The 22,427-nt window shown below is 38.6% G+C and carries 20 protein-coding genes; 14 read left to right on the forward strand and 6 right to left on the reverse strand.

The features are described 5' to 3' along the window. Positions 1-4 precede the first annotated feature (4 nt). From AC1EJ5_RS04975 to AC1EJ5_RS05020, 10 genes are all read left to right on the forward strand, one after another. A complete protein-coding gene (locus AC1EJ5_RS04975; protein WP_479814904.1) occupies positions 5-1,222 on the forward strand; it encodes a hypothetical protein in 1,218 nt (405 codons plus the stop codon). A gap of 1,718 nt (positions 1,223-2,940) precedes the next feature. Further along, on the forward strand, positions 2,941-3,612 hold the full coding sequence (locus tag AC1EJ5_RS04980) for a TMEM164 family acyltransferase (RefSeq protein ID WP_479814906.1): 672 nt from the start codon (positions 2,941-2,943) through the stop codon (positions 3,610-3,612). A gap of 367 nt (positions 3,613-3,979) precedes the next feature. Continuing rightward, the gene (locus AC1EJ5_RS04985; RefSeq protein WP_479814908.1) at positions 3,980-4,645 is read left to right on the forward strand and encodes a peptidoglycan amidohydrolase family protein; all 666 of its coding nucleotides are present in this window, start codon (positions 3,980-3,982) and stop codon (positions 4,643-4,645) included. Between the two features lie 733 nt (positions 4,646-5,378). Continuing rightward, positions 5,379-5,666: a GIY-YIG nuclease family protein gene (locus AC1EJ5_RS04990; RefSeq protein WP_479814910.1), complete on the forward strand. Its 288-nt coding sequence runs from the start codon at positions 5,379-5,381 to the stop codon at positions 5,664-5,666. A 558-nt stretch (positions 5,667-6,224) separates the two neighbouring features. Further along, positions 6,225-7,010: a hypothetical protein gene (locus AC1EJ5_RS04995; RefSeq protein WP_479814912.1), complete on the forward strand. Its 786-nt coding sequence runs from the start codon at positions 6,225-6,227 to the stop codon at positions 7,008-7,010. Between the two features lie 94 nt (positions 7,011-7,104). Continuing rightward, on the forward strand, positions 7,105-10,029 hold the full coding sequence (locus AC1EJ5_RS05000; RefSeq protein ID WP_479814914.1) for a hypothetical protein: 2,925 nt from the start codon (positions 7,105-7,107) through the stop codon (positions 10,027-10,029). After that, the gene (locus AC1EJ5_RS05005; RefSeq protein ID WP_479814916.1) at positions 10,016-10,465 is read left to right on the forward strand and encodes a hypothetical protein; all 450 of its coding nucleotides are present in this window, start codon (positions 10,016-10,018) and stop codon (positions 10,463-10,465) included. The genes AC1EJ5_RS05000 and AC1EJ5_RS05005 overlap by 14 nt, the downstream gene beginning before the upstream one ends. A 201-nt stretch (positions 10,466-10,666) precedes the next feature. Then, complete coding sequence (locus tag AC1EJ5_RS05010) at positions 10,667-11,689, forward strand: hypothetical protein (RefSeq protein ID WP_479814918.1); 1,023 nt, start codon at positions 10,667-10,669, stop codon at positions 11,687-11,689. A 2-nt stretch (positions 11,690-11,691) separates the two neighbouring features. Further along, positions 11,692-12,219, forward strand: coding sequence for a hypothetical protein (locus AC1EJ5_RS05015; protein ID WP_223419114.1), 528 nt, complete (start codon positions 11,692-11,694; stop codon positions 12,217-12,219). Positions 12,220-12,294: 75 nt separating this feature from the next. Further along, a complete protein-coding gene (locus AC1EJ5_RS05020; RefSeq protein WP_479814920.1) occupies positions 12,295-13,383 on the forward strand; it encodes a transglutaminase domain-containing protein in 1,089 nt (362 codons plus the stop codon). Between the two features lie 113 nt (positions 13,384-13,496). Here AC1EJ5_RS05020 and mnmM read toward each other — a convergent pair whose 3' ends face one another. The 3 genes from mnmM to AC1EJ5_RS05035 are packed head-to-tail and all read right to left on the reverse strand — an operon-like array spanning position 13,497 to position 14,985. Next, complete coding sequence (gene mnmM / locus AC1EJ5_RS05025; protein WP_479814922.1) at positions 13,497-14,039, reverse strand: tRNA 5-(aminomethyl)-2-thiouridylate-methyltransferase MnmM; 543 nt, start codon at positions 14,037-14,039, stop codon at positions 13,497-13,499. Continuing rightward, positions 14,039-14,590: an ImmA/IrrE family metallo-endopeptidase gene (locus AC1EJ5_RS05030; protein WP_479814924.1), complete on the reverse strand. Its 552-nt coding sequence runs from the start codon at positions 14,588-14,590 to the stop codon at positions 14,039-14,041. The genes mnmM and AC1EJ5_RS05030 overlap by 1 nt, the downstream gene beginning before the upstream one ends. Then, positions 14,590-14,985: a helix-turn-helix domain-containing protein gene (locus tag AC1EJ5_RS05035; RefSeq protein ID WP_223419123.1), complete on the reverse strand. Its 396-nt coding sequence runs from the start codon at positions 14,983-14,985 to the stop codon at positions 14,590-14,592. The genes AC1EJ5_RS05030 and AC1EJ5_RS05035 overlap by 1 nt, the downstream gene beginning before the upstream one ends. A 166-nt stretch (positions 14,986-15,151) precedes the next feature. Between AC1EJ5_RS05035 and AC1EJ5_RS05040 the strand changes: the two genes are divergently transcribed. The 3 genes from AC1EJ5_RS05040 to rlmH all read left to right on the forward strand — a co-directional run bounded on the left by AC1EJ5_RS05040 (position 15,152) and on the right by rlmH (position 17,343). After that, positions 15,152-16,393: a DNA polymerase Y family protein gene (locus AC1EJ5_RS05040; protein WP_479814926.1), complete on the forward strand. Its 1,242-nt coding sequence runs from the start codon at positions 15,152-15,154 to the stop codon at positions 16,391-16,393. Positions 16,394-16,456: 63 nt separating this feature from the next. Beyond that, positions 16,457-16,861, forward strand: coding sequence for an ATP cone domain-containing protein (locus tag AC1EJ5_RS05045; protein WP_479814928.1), 405 nt, complete (start codon positions 16,457-16,459; stop codon positions 16,859-16,861). Continuing rightward, positions 16,861-17,343, forward strand: a complete 483-nt coding sequence (gene rlmH / locus AC1EJ5_RS05050) for a 23S rRNA (pseudouridine(1915)-N(3))-methyltransferase RlmH (RefSeq protein ID WP_479814930.1) — start codon at positions 16,861-16,863, stop codon at positions 17,341-17,343. The genes AC1EJ5_RS05045 and rlmH overlap by 1 nt, the downstream gene beginning before the upstream one ends. 897 nt (positions 17,344-18,240) lie before the next feature. Here rlmH and AC1EJ5_RS05055 read toward each other — a convergent pair. The 3 genes from AC1EJ5_RS05055 to AC1EJ5_RS05065 are packed head-to-tail and all read right to left on the reverse strand — an operon-like array spanning position 18,241 to position 20,802. Then, positions 18,241-19,467, reverse strand: coding sequence for a diphosphate--fructose-6-phosphate 1-phosphotransferase (locus AC1EJ5_RS05055; protein WP_479814932.1), 1,227 nt, complete (start codon positions 19,465-19,467; stop codon positions 18,241-18,243). Between the two features lie 2 nt (positions 19,468-19,469). Continuing rightward, positions 19,470-20,282 (reverse strand): Cof-type HAD-IIB family hydrolase, encoded by an 813-nt coding sequence (locus tag AC1EJ5_RS05060; RefSeq protein ID WP_479814934.1) that lies wholly within the window; start codon positions 20,280-20,282, stop codon positions 19,470-19,472. A gap of 49 nt (positions 20,283-20,331) precedes the next feature. Further along, positions 20,332-20,802, reverse strand: a complete 471-nt coding sequence (locus tag AC1EJ5_RS05065; RefSeq protein ID WP_479814936.1) for a PTS sugar transporter subunit IIA — start codon at positions 20,800-20,802, stop codon at positions 20,332-20,334. Between the two features lie 300 nt (positions 20,803-21,102). Here AC1EJ5_RS05065 and AC1EJ5_RS05070 point away from each other — a divergent pair, with 300 nt between their 5' ends. After that, the gene (locus AC1EJ5_RS05070) at positions 21,103-22,416 is read left to right on the forward strand and encodes an aspartate kinase (RefSeq protein ID WP_479814938.1); all 1,314 of its coding nucleotides are present in this window, start codon (positions 21,103-21,105) and stop codon (positions 22,414-22,416) included. The last annotated feature ends 11 nt before the right edge of the window (positions 22,417-22,427 follow it).

Here is a 22,427-nt window from a genome sequence, read left to right on the forward strand (position 1 = left end):
AATTATGAAAATGAATAAATTAGCAGCAGGTGCATTAGCACTAGCTCTAGGTCTTGGTGCAGTTGCTCCAGCAGTTGCAGCAGAAAACGGAACAGGAACAAATATTGTTGAACACGAATATAATGAACAATTAATTAAAGTTCAAAAATACTTCGAAGAAAGAAACGAAGCAAGAAAAGTAGTTGAAGCAGCTAAAGCTAGATATGAAGCAGCTAAAAAAGCAGCAGAAGATGCTGAAAAGAAATATAAAGAACTTCCAGCTGACAAAGATGATGCAGCAGCAGGAGATATTGATACCCAAATCGCTCAAGCTGCAGCGGCAGTAACAACAGCAAAATCTGATGTTGCGACAGCTGTAAAAAATTACAACACAGAATATGATAAAAAAGAAAATGCAAACAAAGATACATTAGAAACTTTAAAAGTTGAAGTTACTAAAAAAACAAAGGCATTAGATGAAGCAGTAGCTAAACATGCTGAACTAGTTAAGAAGAAAAAAGAAGGTCTTCCAGAAATTGACAAAAACAAACTAGCTCCAAAAGCACAAGCTCTAGTTGATTTAGTTAAAGCTCAACAAGAACTTGCAAACGCATATGGTGCATACGGTATTGCTTTAGATAATGAAAAGGCTCTAACAGACAAATTTGATGATGAATTCAAAATACTAAAAAGTCATGCATCAGCTGTAGGAGATATCCTAAGAATCGAAGATGGTAAAGTAGTTGTTAAACCAGCTAAACCAGCAGTTAAGAAAGACAATATTGAAGAACTTAAGAGAGCAAGAGAAGAAGCTCTTACAGCTATCAAAGCAGTTAAACTTCTAAAAGAACTTTCTCCAGAAAAGATCAAAAACGTTGAAGCTAAACTTAACGCTCTAGTTGCTAAAAACGAAGCTCTTGTTAAAAAAGCTGACGCTAAAATCGCTGCAGCTGAAAAGAAAATGGCTTTCATCGCAACAGCTTACGCTGATGAAGAAGCTGATGACACAGACGCTCTAATCAAAGAATTAGACTCTACAACAAGCGAAATCAAAGAACTTATCAAAGATAAACCAGAAGAAAAGAAACCAGAAGAAAAGAAACCAGAAGAAAAGAAACCAGAAGAAAAAGCTCCTTCTAGAAAAGCTGGTAACAACGCTAAAACAGGTATCGCTGGAGTAGCAGGTGTTGCAGGTATCCTAGCAGCAGCTTCAGTTGCATACGCAGCAAGCAAAAGAGACTAATTAATTTAGAATCTCAAGAATTGTCCAAAATAAGAGTGCACTCTTAGGACTTTTCTAAAAAAATAAATACCCGGGTACTCACTTGACAAAAACCTTCCTTTTTAAAAAAGGGAGGTTTTTTTATTCCACTAAAATCAATTAAGGTTTAATATTGTCTTTATCTTTTATATTATTTCAGTCATTGACATAACTGCTTCGTACCAAGGGGGACCCCTGGGGAACGTTTCGCACGTTCCCGCTATCGGGTCCCCCTTAAACCCCCTTCCGTTACCCCCTCCGGGCGACCCCTCGCGGGGGATAAGGTGTTTGCCTTCGGCAAACTATTGGTATGGGGGTTACCTTGTTTTAGATAGTTGTTATCCTAACTGATTTATAATCACATATTGCTAAAAACTAATAACTCGCTAAAGCTCAAACAATTAGTTTTCTTAACGCAATCTGTGATTATAAATAATCTTAATATTTAGAAATTAATTCCCAAAGTATAAAAAGTTCCAAGGCTCGTTTGCCTTTCGCTAAACATTGCTAGAAAGATACCTAAATCCTACAGTGCCGTCCCGACAAAGGCCGCAGGCCGCCGAGGGACCTTATAAACTCAGGACCAGAATATTCGAAGTGACACCCCATACTTGAAAACTAGGCCAAAAATGATATAATTATCTTAAGAGAAGCCACCTCTTACAAAAGCTCTTGGTTTTGGCCAGGGAAATTATATATGCTAAGATTCATCAATAGGATCAAAAAAGACGAGCCTGCCTGCTCGTCTTTTTCGATAACATATAAGCGTGCTTATATAATGATGTTGAATTTAATTGATTTATTTTAAGAATAAGTTGAAATGAGTTGAAAAATTATTGATAATTGGTATATTAATATTAACCATGAGTTCTATTACAATGCATGGAATAACCAAAAAAAGACGAGCCCGCATGCTCGTCTTTTTTGTGCTAATTATCATCGCTGTTATTTAGCTTTCCATCTAGCCAACTTGCACAAGTAGTAACCAACTACTTGTGCTATGATGGATACAATGAGTTCTATTATTAACATGAAATCACCTCCTCCCACCCTGTGGGCCGATGATAACACGTATATTATACTTTATTTATTTTATTTTTATATATTGTTAGTATTTTAAAATCCCAAGCCGCCGTGAAGAAAATTGCACTGACAGTAATTTACGAATAAAAGCATTATAAATACTGTGAACCAATCTTTAAATATAAAACACAAGTCAGACGAGATTGCAATTTTTAGGAGGCTTGGGATTTTTAAAAGTTTGGATAATAATATTCTCAAACAGCGGCTCCTCCATACCAATACGTTTGCCGAAGGCAAACACATTATCCCACGAGAGTGGCCGCCCGGAGGGGGTAACGGAAGGGGTTTAAGGGGACCCGATGGGGGAACGTGCGGAACGTTCCCCTGGGGTCCCCTTTGAACGGAGCAGCCACGTAATTGGCTGAGATTATTTTTATGATACATTTAATCTCGGATTAACAGCTAAGGAACGTAATCTTTTTACAATCAATGCTCCTATTCGTCGCATCGCTTATAAAAAATTACATAAGGTTTTTCATAAATTTCTGCTGTGGTGCTTTGCACCTTGAGAAATTTTGAAAACCGTAAAAACTTTGCCTACAAAGTTTTTACTACCATTAATCTCGGACGAAATAAAGATTAGGGTATAATAAGGTATTATCAAGAAAGGAATTTTTATGGATTATTTTTTTAGGACTACTCCTGACGCAGGTTTTACTTTTAATATGCATTTGGTGCGTTTGGGGCTTGTTTTATTTTTATTTGTTATATATCAATTCAGGAAGAAGGCTTGGCTTTTGAAACTTTTGCTTGTGGCTAGTGTGATTTTGCAGGGGATTTTGTATTTTTGGTACACTCTTGATCACGATTTGTGGCTTTTGGAGGGGCTGCCTTTGTATCATTGCAGGATTGCGGGGATTTGTTTACCGATTGCTTTCCTTTTGAAGAAGGAAAAGTCTATGGCTTTTTTTGCGGATTTGGCTTTGGTGGGGACTTTGGTGGCTTTTGCCGTGCCAGACCCTTCGAAATTTGCCTGGCCTCATGTGACCAACCTGACCTATATCCTTAACCACTACGTCCTTATGGCTTGTGGTTTGCTTGTGACTGTGAACCGTCCAAAAAGCTTGACTTTTAAGGAGATTGGCCTAGCTTCATTGGCTATGAATTCTGTGATTTTTGCCATGGATTTGGCCCTTGGCGCAAATTACGGGTATCTAACAAGGGTGCCGATTGCATTTTTCGACTTTGTTCCTGTGCCTCTAGTTTTCCTCATTATGACCATTCTAATCGCCATCGCTCTTTATTTGGTGGAGATTTTGAAGAAAAAATTCGGGACATTTGCGGCTTAATTTCTATATATTATTAGCCGGCTAAAAAAATTATAGAAAGGAGAATGAGGCATTCTTTCTATTTAAAATCGAGAAAAACAAGGTTTTTGCCTTTATAAACAAAATTTGCCCTGGCTTGGTCTAGGGCTTTTTTAGTAGGATTTTTAAGGGCGAGGACAAAGATTTTTTTTCTTTTTTAATTCTTGCCAGCTTTGATATTTGCTAGCGATAAAGAAAGGCCAGCAAGTTTTTTGCCTCTATGTTAGTATGGACATTGTTGATTTAATTTCACAAGTAGGTTTCCCGATTGTTATGAATCTCATTTTGATTGTTCAGATTAATGGCAAGCTTGATGAGATTTTGAGGGAGATTAAGAAGTAGGAGGATTATGACTAGAGAAAAAATGATTGATTTCGCCCTCTCCAAGGTGGGGAGGGTGGGCTATTCTATGGCTTACCCAGCAAGGCTGGGTCCAAGGTTTTATGATTGCTCGTCCTTTGTTTATTACGCTTTGATTGCGGGCAGATTTTTGCCAAGGGGGACTCTTATCGGCAATACCGAGAGTCTTTATAAGCTTAAGGGCAAGGTTTTTGAGGAAATTTATTCCTATGAAGATGTGAGGCGTGGGGATATTTTTATAAGGGGAATCGAGGGCAGGTCGGCTGGTGCTGGCGGCCATACAGGGATTTTCCTGGCTAAGGATAAGATTATCCATTGCTCATACAGGGCAAATGGGGTTTCTATCCAAGATACGGAAAGAGGCCTCGGTTTTGTCCTGGACCGCAAAAGGTCGGCTAGAGAAAGGTATTTTAGGCCGATTGATAGGAGGATGAGCCAAGAGAGGATAATTGATAAGATAGGAATGGCGATAATAAGAGTCGCAACAAATGTAAGAGCCGCCCCAAGTGTCTACGCACCAATAGTAGCAGTCTACTACCCCGGAGCAAAAGTCTACTACGATAGACTTGTGGAGGCCGAGGGGTACATACGGGCTTCCTATATAGGTTCTGTCAGTGGAAAGAGAAGGTATGTGGCTATTGAGAAAATAAAATAAGGGTCAAAAGAGTTTTTGCTTATCCACTCCGACAAAGTTTTGAAAATACAATTAAAACTTATAAAATAGCCAAAAAATGATATAATGAAGACAAGAGAAGCCACCTCTAACAAAAGCTCTTGGCTTTGGCCAGGAAACAAAAACGTAACTATTCTCTATGAGAATTGAAGACAAAAAAGGCAGTAGGTACGAACTACTGCCTTGTCTTTTTGTTAATCAAGCTTAAAAGTATTCTTAGTATAACAATCATACAAATTCATTGAAATCAAGTATGACCGACAACTCTCGTCCCGAGCTTAGGCTAGCCCGTCGGCTCTGGGAGACAGGGACCTCCTCGTCCAATTTCGGATGAGCTCTGGTTATACATTCGTCAACACGTTCGTAAAATTAACACCTCATCCTAAAATAATCTAGACACCCTTACCATATTGGTTATATACAGGTGGCAAGAGATCTCTCCACTCGCTTCGCTCGGTCGAGACGAGGATGAGAGGATTGAGCTTCGGACTATTTCCCAAAGTTTTAAATTAATATTATTATTACAATCATCTAATTTTTTTGAAACCAAGTTTGAACAACACCCCTCGTCCCGACCGAGGTGGAGGGACCTCCTACGCCAACTACAAGCTAGCTCTGCTCATACATTCGTCAACATCTCCATAAGATCAACACCTAAACAATTAATAAAACTAATATCGGGTATATAAATAATAGCAAATATTAGGAGGCAATCATGGCTGGATATTTTTACATATTGGCGAATGCGACAAATGAAGTGTTGTATAAAGGCTCAACCACTAATCTAATTAGTAGAACTTATGAACACAAGATGCACCTTTTTAAGGATAGTTTTACTGATAAATATAACATTACAAGGCTGATTTATTTTGAATGCTATGACGATATAAGACAAGCTCGTGATAGAGAAAAACAGATAGAAAAATGGAGCAGAGCAAAGAAAGATAAAATAATAAGCAAGATGAATCCAAAATGGAAGGATTTGTATTGGGATTTGTTGTAGGGGAAGGTCTTTGATTTGAAAATGGACTAGACACCCATATCATATTGGTCATATATAGGTGGCAAGAGATCTCTCCACTTTCTCCGCTTACGCTACGCTCGGTCGAGACGAGGATGAGAGGATTGAGCTTCGGACTATTTCCCAAAGTTTTAAATTATTCTTAATATCACAACTCAATAAATTCTTTGAAACAAAACTCAAACCCACAGTACTCATCTCGAACGGAGTGAGAGATCTTTATCGTTCAGAATATCAAGGGTTTCGTCTATACATCGTTATTATCCCAATCCTTTATAATTTACCCAAAATCCCGATGAAAGAGCGAATCCAATTTATAGAGAACTATAGAGACCTCTCGTCGCTTGGCTCCTCGAGGTGGGTGTTTTTTTATTCGTCCTATTTTCCATAGTATAATAGTATTTTTTACATGAAATCAAAACCATATCAAAAAAAACAAAGCAAACACTTCTACTATTAACTAAGACGAAATCAAGAATGGGGTATAATATTAGTAAGTATTAATTGTTTCCTAGTTGATTTTACAAGAAAGGGTTTGTTATGAATAAGAAGCTTAGAGTTTTATCACTTGCTATGAGTTTGGCTTTGGTTGGGCCTTCTTTGGCTTTTGGGGCTGAGGGTGATCTTGATCTTAGGATTAAGGCGCTTGACCGTGAGATTAGTGAGCTTGAGAGCCAGGTTGAGGCTTTTGGGGAGACTTTTTCTAAGGTGAATAAGTCTTCGCGTGCCTATGTGAATAAGTCTGGCAAGTATGTTTCTAACAAAGATGCAATTTCTGAGCATTTGCTTTCTGTTTCTAGTAAGCTTGATGAGTATGTGGCTAATGCGACTCCGTCTTTGGAGCAGCCTATGCTTGGGGTTTATTTCCTTAATGGGGCAAATTTGAATGGGGTTAGGATTCGTCCTAGGAATGCCAATGACCTTTATAAGTATCTTAAGGGATATTTTGTGATGAAAGATGGGGTGAATAAGGCGGCTTACGATGAGCTTTTGGTTGACTATGTCAATGCCATTGCTGAGTCTGTTACCGGGGATAATCTTGATAAGGCCAACGAGGTCCTTGTTGAAAAGATTAAGGAGAAGAGCCTTGCCCTTGAATTGGCCAAGGCTAAGCGCAAGAGTTTGCTTAATATTAGGGATAAGGAGAAAATCGACAATCTTAAGAGGGCTATTTCTGATGCTGAGACTACCATTGCCGCTTGCAAACAGCTTATTGATCTAGCGCCTAATAAGGTGGCTGATGTGAGGGATAAGCTCGATACTTTGATGGCAAACCAGGAAAATTTGATTAGGAAGGGTAGAGTCTTACTTGCCAAGTACGAATAAGCCTTGTAAGTATTGAAATCTAGGTATTTGTTGACAAGAATGCCCAGATATATTATAATTAGGCTAACAGGCTTATGCTTGTGGGGAGATAGATATGAATAAAAAATTAATTGCAAGCCTTTTGACCCTAGGCCTCGCCCTAAGCCCTGTTTCGGGGGCTGTGAGTGAGTCTTATGCGACTGAGGTGAGCACGGTAGAACTTAATAAAGACGATATGGCCTCCTTGATTAAGGCATATATTGAAGATTTTGAACATACGAAGGAATCTTCAGTTTATAACTTTGCGGGCGTGGATGCCCAAAATAATCTTAGTAAAGCTATTAATGATGCTAAGGAAATCATTATTAAAGCTAGTCCAAGTGCGGATAAATTGAAGGATAGTATTAGCTCTATAGAAACAGCATACAAAAGTCTTGCCGAAAAGGCTAAGGCTAATGTTGATGCTGACGCTATAAATAAGGATATTAAGACTAATCTTCTAAAAATAGTTAAACTTCTAGAAAAACATGGAGATAAGGCGGAAGATCCTAAATATAAGGAAGGTTTGGCTCTTGTTGATAAAGCTAAGGAACAACTAGAGACCGAAAATCTTAAGAATGCTAAGTTAGAAGATTTACTTAAATTAGACAAGGATTTGATTGATTTCTTCACAAATTATAAGAAAGAATTAGCAGATGAAGAAGAATTCAATCCTAGTGAAGATGAAATCAATGCTTTTGAAGCAAATTTAGATAAGACAAAATATGAAAATATCAAAGCAGACTACGAGGCTTTAGCTAAAAGCTATGAGGATTTCCTAAAGTCTGATAAGTTTATCCTAGCTTCAGATGGCTTAAAAAAAGCATATAAAGATGCTTATGAAGAACTAGAAAAACATCGTGGTATTGATAAGGCCACTTATGAGGATATAGCTAAGGCCGTGAAGAACCTCGCTGATGCAAAATACAATATCGACAGCCAGGCTACAGACTACAAGTATATTGAAAATAAGCCAAGTTCCGAAGACATCTTAAAGAAATTGTCTGCTTATGTAAAAGAAAGCAAGGCTACTTTGGATGGTCTAAAGGATATCGACCTTGAAAGTAAATACAAGGCAGCCATTGCAAAGGCAATAGTCTATAAAACAAGCCATGAAAATGGTATTAAAAGGGATCTTAAAGACTACCAAGAATTGGAAGCTCAGCTTAAGGACCTTACAGAAAAAATCAATAAGGCCAAGAATGTAAAAGCCGTCCCTAAGGAAGAAAACAAAAAATTCGACAAACTTAAGTCTAGTATCGAAAAGGGAAATAAATTTTTCTATTCCGATGCCTATGACAAGGCCGACAAAGAGAAAAAAGACAAGTTCTTTAAGGCCTTAGTAGGGGCTGAGGCTTTGAGAGATAAATATGAAAAAGATCCAGCATCTGTAAAAGACGAAGAAATCGAAAAGGCTACTAAGGCACTTGATGATGCCCTTGCTGGCTTTGATAAGTTTTCTGACAAGGATAAGGCAAGGGATGCCATCAAAGGCTTGCTAGGCCTTACCAAGGGTATAAAGATTGAGCAAATCTACGATACCAAGGATACAAAAGAATCTAAGGAAGCCTACACAAAGGCTAGGGAAAAGGCAGCTAAGCTTGCTGATGACAAGAAGGCAAGCCTTGAAGATTTGGATAAGGCCTACAAGAACTTTAACGAATCTGTAGTTAAACTAGCTGAGTTTTTGACTAGCAGGCTTCAAAAATTAGTTGATGACGATAAAACTTTCAGAGAATCAGATAAGTATAAGGATGCTGAAAAAGATTCTAAGAAGGAAGAAGCCATCAAAAACTATAAGAAATTAGTAGAAGATGGTGAAAAAGAGCTTAAGAAAGCCGCTCCAGATGCCAATATTTTGAATGTTATTTACAAAAAGTTGGCTGATGCTAGGGCAGAGATTAAGGACGAGATGACTAGCCAAGCTAGGAAATTGTCTTATGCTATTTATGATTCTTATCTATTCTTGGAGACAGAAGACTACAAAAAGGCTGCAGTTAGCTCTAATGAAAATATAAAGGATGCGGCAAAGAATTATAAGGAATTGGTAGAAGCAGCCAAGGCCTTGAAAGAAGCAGGCAAACTCGATAGCCAAGAAGCAAAAGACTTGCTTGATTCAATTAATAATGCCAAGGACTTTATGGATGGCAAGATTAGCAAAGAAAAATATTTGTCTAACAAATACTATTACATCCTAAAGGCTGTTAGAGAATATAAAAATGGGGAAGAATATAAGAAACTTCCACAAGCCTTGAGGCAAAAACTCGACGATGCCTTGAAACTTTACGAAACAAGCAGTGATGAAAAGGCTGTTTTCAGTGCCTTAGATGCTGTTTGGCAAGAAAAAGAGATCCAAGAGATTATCAAGAAAATAGAGTGGGAAAAGAATCCAAACAAGACTCGTGATAAACTTCTTGAAGACCTTAATAATTTGATTGCTGAAGATAAGAAGCTTAAGGAAGGCAGCTTTAAGTATAAAAAGGCCCAAAAAGCCCTAAGAGATGCCTATGACCTTGCGTTTAGTGAAGCTAAAGATTTTATTAATAAGAACGATAAACCAACAGAAGAACAAGTCAGGGCGGTTTATAATAAATTATTAAATGCCAAAAATGCCCTAGATGGCGATAAGTTTGATAAATTAATCCATGACCTAGCCGCTAGGTTTAAGAAAGATCAAATGAAGATAGCAAATCCAGCCGATAGGAAGGCTATAGCTGATAAAATCAATGGTCTTTCTGGTGAAAATATGACTATGGATGATGCTTTGAGGGTTGAAAAGGAATTAAATGACCTTATCAATCCAAAATTCGCAGCAACTCAGACACTTGTTCCACAAGGTCAGGTGCCTACAACAAGTAGACCTATTTCTACAGTAACAAATCCTGGTTCAATTGTAAAAACGGGTATAAATGGAATAGCTAAAGTTGCAGTAGTTCTTGTTGCAGCTCTAGGAATATTTAAATTAACATCTAAAAAAGGAGACAAAAATGAAAATAACTAACAAAAAAATTCTAGCAGTTCTTTTAATCGCAGCAACTCTTACAGGTTGTGATAGTCTTAAAAACAAGATGAAGGGCGAAGATACTAAGGTAGAAGAGCCAACAAGTAACGAAGACGCAGCCAAAAAAGAAGGCGAAGAAGACGCAGACCATTACGAATCTACAGAAAAAGAAGGCGAAGAAGGAAAAGAAGGCGAAGAGCCTACAGAAAAAGAAGGCGAAGATTCTAACGAAGCTGAGACTGATCCTGGCATGACTGCTAAGGAAAGACTTGAAGATGCAATCTTCAACAATAGAGTTCAAGCCAGAGCAGCAGAAATCCTTCTAGAAGAAGTTCCAGAGTCACTTTCTGAAGAAACAAAGGCTAAACTTGAGAAATTAGTAGAAGATTCTAACGCACTAATTGAAAAGGCAGAAGCAGCTCTAGAATCCCTATAAAATAAGTAAGAGGCTAAGCAAAAAAAGATAAGTAAGACAAACCACGCCTATTTTCACAAAAAGGCTAGGCGAGGGCCTAGTCCGGCCAAGGTTCAAATTGTATTTGTCCATAATTTTGCTAGGCCTCTTTTATTATCTTTTATAAATGGGTAAAAAGAGTATATTAAAGGTAGAAATATTTACAATAGAAAGGTTGAAAATATGAAAAATAATAATTTTAAAAAAGTTATGCTTGCAGCAGCTCTTGCAGCAACAGTTTTTGGACCTAAGGTAGAAAAAGCTTTCGCAACAGAAACTGTTTTATCAAGTCAAGGATACTATGACGCATATATAAATTTAGAAAAAACAATAAATGAAGCAGAAAAACTTAAGAAAAGCTATAGATATATCAATGCTAGAGATTTTCGTCAAAAAGCTCTAGACGGACAGATTACAGCAGCTAAAGAAGTTTTTAATAGGTCAGCTCTTAATATTCTTAATGATACTACTAAGCTAAACTTATTAATGGCTACAAGTGATCTTAAGATAGCTATGGACGATCTTGATGGACAGAAGGCTTCAATCAAAGAATTAAAAGAATTAGTAGGTGCAAATGATGAATTTGTTAAATCTTTTGCCTTCACAGCAGCTACAAAGACACAAAGAGAAGCTTACCTCAAGGCTTATCACAAGGCCTATGATTTTGTGGTTTTGAATGATAGTAATGATAACATCAACAAGATTCTTGCTGATTCTTATTACAAAGAATTAAAGGATAAAAAAGAAGTTATCACTAAGGCTTATGCACCATTTGAAAACAAGGTTCTTTTGAAAGAAGAGATAGCTATATCAGCTAAGCTTAGAAATGATGCTAGCAAATATACAAAGAAGAGTTTTGATTCATTCCTATCTGCCCTAAGAATTGCAGAAACAAGTGTTGAAGATAAGGCAAGCACAAAGACTGCTGTGGAATACAAGGAACTAACTGATGCATTAAAATCAGCCAGACTTGCCCTAGTGGAAAATAAGGTTGAAGATGAAAAAGTAAAACTTCAAAGACAAAGACTACAAAAATCACTCGAAGAAAATAGGATAGCTGTTAAGGCTGCTAAGTTATTATTAGATATAACTCCAGAAAAAGTAAAACCTGTTAAAGCTGAGCTAGTAAAATTAATTAAAAACTCTGAAGCTTTGGCAGTAAAAGCTGAAGAAGCCTTAAAAAAACTTGATGGAATTAAGGGATAAGTATGAAAATAAATAAGAAGATAATGGCCTCTCTGTTGGCTATAAACTTTGCCTTTATGGGTCTAGGTCAGGCTAGGATAAGCGAAGTTTATGCGGCAGAGGCAAGCCAAGAACAACAATATGCTGAACAAAAGGCTAACCTAAAAAATGCTGTAGATGACTATATAGATGTAGTTAGCAGCGAGGCTTACAATTCTCATGTATCAGCAAAAATAAAGGCCGACTATGAAGTGGCCATGGCTGAGGGACGTGCAGTCCTTGATAAGGGCGATAAAGCTACATTCCTAGAGCTCCGCCAAGCTACAGCCAAGCTTAAGGAAATCAAGGAAGAGATGAAGCGCCAAACTGCAAAAAGTGTAAGCAAAACAGTAAAATTACAAGCTTTGGTAGAAGATAGCAAAGTTACTATCAGTGCTGTAAAGCTCTTATTTGAAACATCACCAGAAAAGGTTGCTAATGTTAGACCTAGGCTAGAAGCCTTGGTTAAAAAATCAGAAGCTTTAATTAAAAAAGCAGAAGCTATTTTATAAAAAATATAACTAGCAGGATATAAGGTCCATCGCGACGTAGACTGGTCCTGCTAGTTATTTTATTATGGAGATGATATGAAAATTATAAAAAAAATTGCCCTCATCCTAGTCTTGGGCCTGGTTTTGGCTAGCCCAAAATCCTATGCCTCCACGGCAAGCGAGGAAAAATTCCTAAAGATTGACACAAAAAAATATAGGGATGTCCTAGACGAGGTAGGGACAGCCATGAGGGAAGATAAGCTAAAAATTTCCAAGGAAAAACTCGACAAGGTCAAAATCCTCATGGATTCCCTCGAGAAAACCTTAAATAAGGTTGAAAACATCCAGGCTGTTTATAGGGACAATATGAAAATCAGAGACCAAATCAGGCCCCACCTCCAAAATAGGGATACTTATTTTGTCATAGATATTGGCGAGGTAAGTACAAATCAAAAAATATCTGACCTTTTCCTAGACGTGGCAAGGGAAGACGATTATTTCTACTATGGACAATATGGATCAGCAAGGATAGATACAACCTACAATCCGGACAAATCCATGGACGGCAAGACCTATATAGAAAAGGCCAAGTTTGACGTAAAATACAGGGTAGGTGTGGATATGGAATACTCCACAACAGACTTTGTCAAAAAATGGGTAGGGGAAAATATAGACCCATCATTCACAGAATATGCCAAAGTCAAAGCCATCCACGACTATATAGTCAAGAAAAATTTCTACAATAAGGGGGACAGAAACGAAGAAAGCGGGGGAGTATCAATCTACCACCCAGCCTCAATAATCTACGGCAATGGTGGAGTTTGCAACGCCTACGCCACCCTCTTTGACCTAATGGCCAAGGAAGCGGGTCTAGAAACAAGGTTTTTGACAGGCAAGTCACTAAGAAACGGTGAAGATCATATGTGGAACATGGTAAAAATCATGGGCAAGTGGTACCACATCGACACAACCTGGGACGACCCAGTAATAAACTTCAGCGAAAAAGATATAGAAAACCTAGGAGACTTCGTAACCTACGATTACTTCCTAAAATCCGATGAAGAAATCAAAAAATCAAGAACCATAAACGAAAGCAAAACCCGCCCACAAGCCCCAAACAACTTCCCAACTAGCCCAGAAAACACAAAAATAGAAGAAATAGACGGAAAATATTATGTAAGATGATGAGAAGCCAGGCTTCTCATCTTTTTTTCTGTTAATCCGAGATTAATGGTAGTAAAAACTTTGATTTCAAAGTTTTTACTACCATTAATCTCGGACGAAAAAAAGAACTATTTCTAGTTCTTTTGAATAACAATAATATATGGTGGTTTTTTTGGTCTGGTTGGGTAGGTTATTTTTATTATTTCGTATTTTTTCTGGTCGAGGTCTTTTAGATAGGCTTCGATTTTTTCGCTTTCTATTTTGCCTGCTGGGTGGCCGGGGTAGATGGTTAGGATTATCATTCCTTCTTTGTTTAGGAGGTCTAGGGTTTTTTCTAGGCTTTTGATTGTGCTTTGGTATTTGGTTGTGATTTCCTTGTTGCCTCCTGGTAGGTAGCCTAGGTTATAGATGGCAAGGTCCAGGTTTTCTTTTACATAGTTTTCAATTTGATCGTGGCTAGCTAAATTAAAGATAAATCTTAGATCTTCTCCTATTAATTTTTTGGCCTTGATTTCAGCTTCTTTTTGGATGTCAAAGCCGTAGAGTCTTTCTACTTTTGTATTTTCTAAGATATACAAGCTATCATTGCCGGCGCCTACTGTCATATCAGCTGCAACTATTATGTCTTTTTTTTGGTCTATGATTATTTTGACTAGGTCTGTGAGTCTCTTTCCCATTAGTAGGACCTCAAATTTCTAGAATCTTTGCCGTCGATTTGCCTAAAGAAGTCGGCCTGGCTTGGGTTTTCTTTTCTGATGGGCATACCCATCCTGTGCATTTCGTTTAGTTTAAAAATCATGAGGTTGACGTTGACGTCGTAGAGGCTAGCTAGTTCGTTGTAGGTGTAGCCTTCTATGATATCTTCCATGAGGCTTTTTTCATCTAATAAGAGGTGGGCGGCAAAGATGTTTGCTTCGATTTCCATTTCGCTATTGATGTCGAAAAGCTCGTATTCTACCAAAGTTTTCTTGGCATTTTCCTGGTGGTAGAGGTCGTGACCTAGTTCGTGGGCAAAGACCATGGTCCTTATCCTGTAGTCGACGTGGGGATTGTAGAAGACAAAACGACTGTCTAATATTATCTTATACATGCCAAGGAGTTTGGTGTCTTCCTTGAAGGGGATGAGGTGGACTCCTCGTTCTTCAAGGATTTCTCTAGGATCACGGGTGCCGTGGGTTTTGATTAGGTCAAGGACATCCTCATAGATTTGATCATAGGCATAGGCCATTATTTATTTGTCCTAAATTTTTTGCTGTCTTGTTTGGCTATATAATAAGCTTCGGAGATAGCGTCTAGAATAGCTCTTTTGTCTTCTTCTGGGATTTCGCCTCCTGCCATAAGACCGATGACTCCGTCTACTAATTCCTCTGCTTCTTTGCCTGCCTTAAAGCCGTATCTCTCACGGGTGGTTAGGACGAAGTCTTCCTCGTCTGTGACTAGGTAGTCGTGGCTGGTGTTTAGGGCATCGGCCAAGAGGTCGTAAGTCTTTCTGTACCTTGGTTTTGACAGACCTAGCTCATAGCGAGATATGGTTTTTAGGGATACATTAACCATTTCAGCTAATTCACCTTGGGTTAACTTTTTTTCTTCTCTTAGACTTTTTAATTTGCTTGCGAAACTCATAATACTCCTCTTTTTCTTTTTTAAATTAAGATTTTTGAAAAAATTTTGTTGACAAAAGACATTTAGTGTCTTATAATTTACTTACAGTCACTTATTGTCTTAATTATACATTAAGAGTCCAGAATAATCAAGATTTTTAGTAAATATTCACAAGAAGGAGTCTACAATGAAGAGAATCATCCTACATTCAGATATGAACGCCTGTTATGCATCTATAGAAGCCAAGCTTAATCCAGCCCTTAGGGGCAAGGCCATGGCTGTGGCGGGCAATCCCAAAAATAGGAACGGGATTATCCTTGCCAAAAGCCAGGAAGCCAAGGAAATGGGGGTCAAAACCGGTATGCCAATCTGGGAGGCACTGACCCATTGCAGGGACCTAATCCTCGTTCCACCCCAATATGACCAATACCTCAAACATTCAAAAATGGCCAAGAAAATCTACTACGATTACACCAACCAGGTCGAATCCTTTGGCCTTGATGAGTGTTTCCTAGATGTGTCTGGTTCTACCAGGCTTTTTGGGTCGGGAATGGACATTGCTCAGGAAATTTCTAGGCGTATGAAGGAAGAAGTTGGCCTTACAGTGTCCATTGGGGTTTCTTTTTGCAAGATTTTTGCCAAGCTTGGATCAGATATGAAAAAGCCTGACGCCATCACAGTCATTGACCAGGATAATTGGAAGGAAAAAATCTGGCCACAAAAGGTCGAGGCCATGGTGGGCATCGGCAGGGCCACCAAGGGTAAGCTAAACCGCATTGGAATTTACACCTTGGGCGATTTGGCCAAGACTCCTGTTAGCCTTTTACAAAATCTCCTCGGTATTAATGGGGTCTATCTTTGGACCTATGCCAAGGGCGAAGATAGGCGCCCGGTTGTGGATATAAACCACAAGGACATCATAAAAACTATTGGCAATTCTTCGACTTGTAGGAAGGACCTTGTAAATAATGGCGAGGTCAAAAACGTCATCCAGGAGTTGAGCTTTTCTGTATCAAGAAGGCTTAGGGAAGCTGGCCTTGAAGCCAATGGGGTTGAGGTTTTTGTGAGAGATTCTGAGCTTTTCTCTCAGCACTTTGCGACTGATTTAAAACTTGCCAGCCAATCTTCCATAACCCTGGCAGACGCTGGTTTTAAGTTATTTTGCCAAAAATATGACTGGCCTTTGCCTGTGAGGGCTATTGGCATCAGGGCCACCAAGCTAAGGCCCCTAGGGTCTGGCAGCCAGCTTGATATTTTCACCGAATGTGATAAATATTTCAAGGAAGAATCTTGCGATAAGGCCATCTACGAAATCAGGAAAAAATACGGCAAAGACGCCATTTCCTTTGCTGCCTTAAAAAGGGACATCAAACTGCCAAAAGAACTCAACGAAATTATTACCCTACCCAACAGGCACTACAATTCCTGATAAGCTTTGCGAGTTTTGGGTATAAAAATAAGTAGAAGAATGTTTGAAATTTAGGAGAAAAAAATGACAGAAAAAATATTAAATTTATTGACAGATTTTTTGAAAAATAACAAGATTGAGGGCCTAGACCTTGGAGAAATCGCCAAATCTTTGCCAGTTGATGAAATCATGGCCATGGTTACAGGCCGTGATGAATATGTAGTAAAAAGAAGTGGAAATATTGAAAAATACAATGAAGATAAGATTTCTAGATCAATTAAAAACGCAGCCGACAGGGCAGGTATGCAAATAAACACATCTGATGTTTCAATTATCCTAAAAGATGTGGCAGATAGGCTATTTCATGGCGACGACAAGAGGATTACAAGAACTACAGAAGTGAGAGATATTATCCTAGAAGCCTTGGAAAATGACGGATTTTCAAAGATTAGCCAGGCCTACGCTGACTACGCCAAAAATCAAAACTAATGTTAATTAAAATAATCGGCGTAGGGAAAATCAAGGAAAGATTTTATAGGGAGGCTATCGCCGAGTATCAGAAGAGGATGACCGCTTACAATAAGGTTGAAATTGTGGAAGTGGCCGACGAAAAGGCCCCAGAAACCCTGTCAGAAAAGGAAATCGACCAGGTAAAAACCGCTGAGGGCGAGAGAATTCTATCTAAAATCAAGGACGACGCCTTTGTCGTGACCCTAGAAATAAATGGCAAGGCCCTGGACTCGATAAAATTTGCAAAATTAATCCAAGACGAAATGCTAGATGGCTTTGGCAGGGATATGGTTTTTGTAATAGGAGGATCAAATGGACTGGGAGCCAATGTCCTAAAAAGGTCCAATTACAGAATATCCTTCGGCAAAATGACCTATCCTCATCAATTAATGAGGGTCATCCTAATGGAACAAATTTATAGGGCTTATAGGATAATAAATAAGGAGCCGTACCATAAGTAGGTTTCTTATCCTAGATAAGTTATTATCTTTATCTTTATCTTTAAAGTGATTATTTTATTTACAGTTGAATCTTCGTAATAAAGGGGACCCCAAGGGAACGTTTCGCACGTTCCCTCATTGGGTCCCCTTTAAAACCCCTTCCGTTACACCCTCCGGGCGACCCCTCTCGGGGGATAAGGAGTTTGCCTACGGCAAACTGTTGATAATGTGGTCTCCTTGTATTAGTGTTCGTATATCCACATAGATTTCTAATCTTCAGGTTGCTAAAAATCGCAAACTCGGCTACGCCTCAAACAAGCGATTTTTGTAATGTAACCCTTGATTAGAAATCTTTGCCCGACAAAAGGGAGAATTGGTCTCGGTGTTCTAGTTTATGTAATGCTCGTTTGGCTTTCGCCAAACATTGCTAGATGAGTTTTACTCTTTGAATAAGAGTATAAAAATAATTTCAAGAATATCTTAGAACTCACACCATCGTTTCTGAAGCGAGGGGAGGAGCTTCGGACTATTTCTCAGATTTTTAGAATTATCTTTATATAACAAACTTTCTAACTACCCTGAAATCAACTTAAATTAACAGCCCCGTCTCGAATCCTACCGTAGGTAGGTGAGAGACCTCCATCGTTTTCTTCATCAAGGGTTCCGTCTATGCATTGTTATTATCCCAATTCTTTGTAATTCACTCAAAAATCCCGATGTAAGAGCGAACCCAATTCGGGGAAAACTATAGAGACCTCTCGTTGCTTTACTCCTCGAGGTGGGTGTATTTTTACTCGAACTATTCCTCAAAGTATTATCATAGAATATATACAATAAATAATATGATTCCCACAAAATCAATTCAAACAAAAACCAGCCAAGCTCGTAAAATTCGAGCCTAGCTGGTTTTGGTTTTTCCTAAATTTCCCTAGTGAAATCTTCTATTTTCACAAATACTGGCATGCCTTTTTCGTAGGTTTGGTCTACTTCGCCTTCGATTAGAGGTAGGGCGTAGGCTTGGATTTTTTCTTCTAGGGTTTTCTTGTCAACTAGCCATTCTTGCGGGATTTTCATTTCCCTGTTGGCTATCTCATCTGGGGCTACTTCTGTGTAATAAACCTCGTAGTCCTTGCCTTCTTTTCTCCTTAAAACTGGGACTAGATTGGTTCTATCGGTTCCTATTTCAACAGCCTTATAGCCAAGGTTGTAGGCTTCTTTCGAGTCAACTTCAGAAATAAGAGTGTTTGATCTTTGGACGATATTTAGCTCAACTGCCCTAGACTTGATGTCAAGTCTATCCCTAACTAAATCGGCAAGTCTTTGGCCAACTCCTGACACGATTGGGTGGTTGAAGCCATCTTTGGTGTTGGTGAAAACTTCCTCAGATAAAATTCCGCCTGTATCTCTAAAGCCCTCAGCAATTGCAACTAGGAGGTTTTTCTCGGTTTTCAAGTCCTTTTTGATGTCGTCTAAGAGTTCATCTATAGACATTTCGTCTTCTGGAATATATAAGAGATTTACCAAATCTTTTGGGTAATCGTAATTTGCAACAAGGCTTGATGCAGCTAGCCAACCTGCGTGGCGGCCCATGATTTCAACAAAGGTCACACTTTCAAGGTCATAAATATCCACATCACACCTTAAAGACCTCAAGGTTGAGGCTATATATTTGGCAGCTGATCCAAAACCTGGAGAATGGTCCATGCCTTCAAGGTCGTTGTCGATTGTCTTTGGACAGCCAATCACATTGATTCCCTCGATTTTTTTGTGATCTATGTAGGCATTTAATTTCTTGACTGTATCCATGGAATCATTGCCACCTATATAGACAAAAAGTCCGATGTCATATTTCTTAAGGACGGCAAAAATCTTCTCATAAACCGGACTATCTAGGTTATCGTCAAGCTTAAACCTGCAAGAACCAAGGATAGAGGCAGGTCTTGCCTTAAGTTTTTTGGTCATATTGTCTTTGGTAAAGACCTCAGCGTCCACAAGCCTGATATTCTCATTAATAATTCCCTCAATCCCGTTCATAGAAACAAAAATTTTCTCAAAATCATTATCAATACCGCTGTCGATTACACCTGCTAAAGATGAGTTAATAACAGAGGTTGGTCCACCTGATTGGGCAACAATTAGATTCATTTCTACTCCTTATTCAATACAAAATTTTCTAGGTAATAAGCAATTCCATCTTCATTATTCGATTTTGTAACATAGTCTGCGATATTTTTTATAGACTCAACCGCATTTCCCATGGCAACACCAGTACCTGCCACTTCAAACATAGATATATCGTTCATTTCATCGCCAAAAACTATGGTATCCTTGATGTCAATTCCAAAAATCTTGCAAGCTTCAATAATTGATGCCCCTTTGGAAAGACCCTTAGGCATTACTTCATAATAAAACCTAGAAGACTTGACCTGCTCAGTCACATCGCCAAACTTCTTCAAAAGCTCCCTAGCAGGCTTGTCAATTTTTTTAGGGTCCTGGGCAAAAAGAAATTTATTTGGGGCAAAATCAAGCCTATCCCTAAGGTCGGGAATTTCTTTGATTTCCATATCTATAATTTTTGACTCACGCTTAACATAAAAACCATCGGCCCTATCGGTAAGGATATATTTTCTATCAAAAATCATAAGTTCCAGGTCTAGATCCTTTGTAAATGCAAGGATTTCCATGGCTAGGTCATAATCCATCCTGTGGCTTGAGAGGACTTTCTTTTCCTTAAATTCATAGAGCTCCCCACCATTAAAGGAGGATAGGACACCGCCATATTTGTCAAAGGCAAGGGTCTTTGCCTGGTGCCTTAGCCCGGAAGTCGCCCTGCCCGAAACAATCATCACCTCATGACCAGCCTTAGTCGCAGCTATCAGCGCCTCTCGAGTCCTCGCCGTAATCTGGCCATTGCTATTAACCAGGGTCCCATCAACATCAACTGCAATTAATTTTTTCATACAACTCCTAACTTATTCTTTCTTTTCTATTCTTCTCTATATTTTCTATTTATTTTGGCTCGCAAATCCTAAAAAATTCATCACCGTAATTAACAGTGCCCTTTTTGAGGATTTCAACTTTTTTGATCTCAGGGTTGGTTATAACAACAGGTGATTGGATATTTTTGCCAGCCTTTTTAATTTTTTCTAGGTCAAATTCAAGCAAAAGATCTCCGCTTTCGACCTTATCGCCCACTTTTTTGTAAGACTTAAAGCCATTCCCATCCATATCAACAGTATCAATGCCGATGTGGATTAGGACCTGGAAACCTGCTGGATTTTTAATAGCGATTCCATGCCTGCAATTGGCAATGATAGAAATTGTGCCATCACAAGGGGCATAAACCTTGGAACCAGTAGGGATAATCAAAACCCCAGCCCCAACAATTCCTTGGGAAAAAATCGGGTCTACACAGTCCGTAAGGTCCAAAACTTCCCCATCCATGGGTGCAAAAAATAATTTTCCGTCAAAATCAACCATAAAATCCTCTTTCTATAATAAAAAAATCTCTAAAAGGCAAGCCTTTAAAAATAATATGTAAAATTAACTCTCATTTCTACTATACCATTAAATGGCGAAATAGTTTTGTTTGAGATGAAATATTTTATTAAAAATTCCCCTTCCTGATGGTATCAACTTAGGTTACGTTTTCACTGCTTTACCATGGTTATCTAATAATTGACAACCGGGATAAAAATTGTATAGTTTTTTAAATTGCTTTAACGTGATGTAGAAATATAGTTAAGGATTTTATATTATTTTTTGATAAAGGGGAAGAAGATGAAAGTTGCTAAATTTGGAGGAAGTTCACTGGCTGATGCCGGCCAGCTTCAAAAAGTTAAGGATATAATTCAAGCGGATAAGGACCGCAAATACATAGTTGTTTCTGCGCCAGGAAAGGGTGTCAATAACAACCACAAGGTCACCGACCTTCTTGCCATGTGCCACCAGCTAAGTGACCACGACCTAAATTTCAATGAGGTTTACAAAATAATTGAGGATGTCTATAAAAATATAGTCGATGACCTTGGCCTTGCTATTGATATTGACTCTATTCTTGCCGATGTCAAGGAAGAGATTACAAATGGGGCCTCCTACGATTTTGTTATTAGTCGTGGTGAATTTATGAGTGCCCAGGTCCTTGCTTCCTTTATTGGGTATGATTTTGTTGATGCCAAGGATTTGATTTTCTTTAATGAAGGTATACTTAATTTAGAAAAATCTCAGGAAAATATAAAAAATATCCTATCAAAGCATGACAGGGCTGTCATCCCAGGTTTTTATGGCCAGGAAGATGGCGATGTTAAGACCTTTTCACGTGGAGGGTCTGATGTGACAGGCTCTGTTATTGCTTCTGCCATGGATGCCCAGATCTATGAAAATTTTACAGATGTGTCTGGATTTTTGGTCGCAGATCCAAGGATTGTCAAAAATCCTTGCCCAATTGAGACTATTACCTACAAGGAACTTAGGGAGCTTTCCTACATGGGGGCCAATGTCCTCCACGAAGAGGCGATTTTCCCTCTTAGGGACAAAAATATTCCGATTAATATCAAAAATACTAATGCTCCAGCCAAGGCGGGCACCCTCATTGTTTCAAATTCTGACATCAAAAATAAGCATATCCTAACAGGTATTACCGGTAAAAAAGACTTCACTTCTATTACCCTGGAAAAGGTAAATATGAACAACGAAAAGGATTTTTTTAGGAAACTTACTACAGTTTTTGAGTCAAATGATATTTCGATTGAGCATATGCCTTCGGGCATTGATACGGTTTCTGTTCTCGTGGCAGATTCCTATATTACGCCAAAACTCAAAAAAGTTCTCGAGGAATTGCAGATATATCTTAATGTTGATAGCATTTCTTGGGAGAGGGACATTTCCCTAATAGCTGTTGTTGGTCGTGGCATGAAAAAGGAAAAGGGTGTGTCTTCTAGGACCTTTACCGCCCTTGCCAAGGAAGGCGTCAATGTCAAGATGATAAGCCAGGGATCAAGCGAGATTAACATCATCATAGGTGTCGAAACCTGTGATTTTGAGAAGGCAATCCGTGCTATTTATGACGAGTTTTATGGATCTAAGCAAGATTGAGGCAAGATTAT

It is taken from the genome of Anaerococcus sp. C0059F3 (genome assembly GCF_056590475.1).

Bases quoted from the DNA above. Each gene is read 5' to 3' on its own strand.
- AC1EJ5_RS04975 (WP_479814904.1), top strand. From the start codon at position 5: ATGAAAATGAATAAATTAGCAGCAGGTGCATTAGCACTAGCTCTAGGT.
- AC1EJ5_RS04980 (WP_479814906.1), top strand. From the start codon at position 2,941: ATGGATTATTTTTTTAGGACTACTCCTGACGCAGGTTTTACTTTTAAT.
- AC1EJ5_RS04985 (WP_479814908.1), top strand. From the start codon at position 3,980: ATGACTAGAGAAAAAATGATTGATTTCGCCCTCTCCAAGGTGGGGAGG.
- AC1EJ5_RS04990 (WP_479814910.1), top strand. From the start codon at position 5,379: ATGGCTGGATATTTTTACATATTGGCGAATGCGACAAATGAAGTGTTG.
- AC1EJ5_RS04995 (WP_479814912.1), top strand. From the start codon at position 6,225: ATGAATAAGAAGCTTAGAGTTTTATCACTTGCTATGAGTTTGGCTTTG.
- AC1EJ5_RS05000 (WP_479814914.1), top strand. From the start codon at position 7,105: ATGAATAAAAAATTAATTGCAAGCCTTTTGACCCTAGGCCTCGCCCTA.
- AC1EJ5_RS05005 (WP_479814916.1), top strand. From the start codon at position 10,016: ATGAAAATAACTAACAAAAAAATTCTAGCAGTTCTTTTAATCGCAGCA.
- AC1EJ5_RS05010 (WP_479814918.1), top strand. From the start codon at position 10,667: ATGAAAAATAATAATTTTAAAAAAGTTATGCTTGCAGCAGCTCTTGCA.
- AC1EJ5_RS05015 (WP_223419114.1), top strand. From the start codon at position 11,692: ATGAAAATAAATAAGAAGATAATGGCCTCTCTGTTGGCTATAAACTTT.
- AC1EJ5_RS05020 (WP_479814920.1), top strand. From the start codon at position 12,295: ATGAAAATTATAAAAAAAATTGCCCTCATCCTAGTCTTGGGCCTGGTT.
- mnmM (WP_479814922.1), bottom strand. From the start codon at position 14,039: ATGGGAAAGAGACTCACAGACCTAGTCAAAATAATCATAGACCAAAAA.
- AC1EJ5_RS05030 (WP_479814924.1), bottom strand. From the start codon at position 14,590: ATGGCCTATGCCTATGATCAAATCTATGAGGATGTCCTTGACCTAATC.
- AC1EJ5_RS05035 (WP_223419123.1), bottom strand. From the start codon at position 14,985: ATGAGTTTCGCAAGCAAATTAAAAAGTCTAAGAGAAGAAAAAAAGTTA.
- AC1EJ5_RS05040 (WP_479814926.1), top strand. From the start codon at position 15,152: ATGAAGAGAATCATCCTACATTCAGATATGAACGCCTGTTATGCATCT.
- AC1EJ5_RS05045 (WP_479814928.1), top strand. From the start codon at position 16,457: ATGACAGAAAAAATATTAAATTTATTGACAGATTTTTTGAAAAATAAC.
- rlmH (WP_479814930.1), top strand. From the start codon at position 16,861: ATGTTAATTAAAATAATCGGCGTAGGGAAAATCAAGGAAAGATTTTAT.
- AC1EJ5_RS05055 (WP_479814932.1), bottom strand. From the start codon at position 19,467: ATGAATCTAATTGTTGCCCAATCAGGTGGACCAACCTCTGTTATTAAC.
- AC1EJ5_RS05060 (WP_479814934.1), bottom strand. From the start codon at position 20,282: ATGAAAAAATTAATTGCAGTTGATGTTGATGGGACCCTGGTTAATAGC.
- AC1EJ5_RS05065 (WP_479814936.1), bottom strand. From the start codon at position 20,802: ATGGTTGATTTTGACGGAAAATTATTTTTTGCACCCATGGATGGGGAA.
- AC1EJ5_RS05070 (WP_479814938.1), top strand. From the start codon at position 21,103: ATGAAAGTTGCTAAATTTGGAGGAAGTTCACTGGCTGATGCCGGCCAG.